1 protein-coding gene is annotated in these 611 nt (G+C 63.8%); it reads right to left on the bottom strand.

Features of this window, described 5'->3' with window-relative positions; translation table 11 throughout:
- Window positions 1–52 precede the first annotated feature (52 nt).
- Window positions 53–595 (bottom strand): YceI family protein, encoded by a 543-nt coding sequence (locus AC1DYI_RS37925; RefSeq protein ID WP_477209195.1) that lies wholly within the window; start codon window positions 593–595, stop codon window positions 53–55.
- Window positions 596–611 lie beyond the last annotated feature (16 nt).

Genomic DNA, 611 nt, shown 5'->3' with positions numbered 1-611 from the left:
CGTCCTTGAAGATGAGTTGGAGGAACGGGAGCGAAAACAGAGAAGAGGGTGTTCAGAACTTGCCGACGCCGGTCAGCGCGAACTTGAACTTGACCTGCACGTCGTCGGCGACCATCGAGGTGTCGGCCCACTCGTTCTGGCCAATCTGAAAGGCCAGTCGCTTCAGCGAGAACGTGCCGGTGGCGCTGGTCGTGGCGCCGGCCTGCGTCACGACGACCGGAACCACAACGCTGCGGGTGGCACCCTTGATGCCGAGCGTGCCGCTGACTTCGAACTTGCCACCACCCAGGCCTCTGACCGCGGTCGACTGGAACGTCGCTTGCGGGAACTTGGAGGTGTTGAACCAGGTGGCCTTGGGCAACTCGGCGTCGGTCTCGGGCACGCCGAGCGATGCGCTGGCGACATCGACCGTGAAGGCAATCTTGCTGGCCTCGGGCTTGACGGGGTCGAAGGTCAGTTGGGCGTCGAACTTCTTGAACCGGYCCTCGACGGGTACGCCCATCTGCTTGCTGACGAAGACGATTTCGCTCTGGGCGGGCACCAGCTTCTGCTCGGCAAAGGCGGCCGATGCGGCGCCCAGGAACGAAACGGCCAGGACGGCGAAGTAGACG

The sequence above is a fragment of the Ideonella sp. P3_A4 genome (assembly GCF_056403075.1).
Note: the sequence above shows the minus strand (reverse complement) of the source record. Positions and strands in the feature narration are given on the sequence as shown.